The 230-nt window shown below is 34.3% G+C and carries 1 protein-coding gene; it reads left to right on the top strand.

The genetic code is table 11. From position 1 onward, the window contains the following. On the top strand, positions 1-195 hold a 195-nt coding region (locus SCA31_RS25805; protein ID WP_410699775.1), incomplete at its 5' end, for a hypothetical protein. Positions 196-230 lie beyond the last annotated feature (35 nt).

The following is a 230-nucleotide window of genomic DNA, read 5'->3' as shown; positions in this document are numbered from 1 at the left end:
GCACTGAACTGTCTAAAGAAAGCGCTAACCTTATATCAGCAAAGTCATTATAAAAAGCTAGACAATATTTATGATCTCATGGGCGCGGCCTACATATTTTTAGGAGATTATAAAGAAGGATTAAAATATGGTTTTGTGGCTCTGAATACCGCTGAAAAATTGGGTGAGAAAAAATCGTTTCTCTATGTAATTTAGAATAGAATTGGTTTGGCTTACGAAGAGATGAATGA

The organism is Chryseobacterium sp. SIMBA_028, from assembly GCF_046535285.1.
Taxonomy (GTDB): Bacteria; Bacteroidota; Bacteroidia; order Flavobacteriales; family Weeksellaceae; genus Chryseobacterium.
The sequence above is the reverse complement of the archived record's forward strand: the minus strand, read 5'-3'. Positions and strand labels throughout refer to the sequence as shown.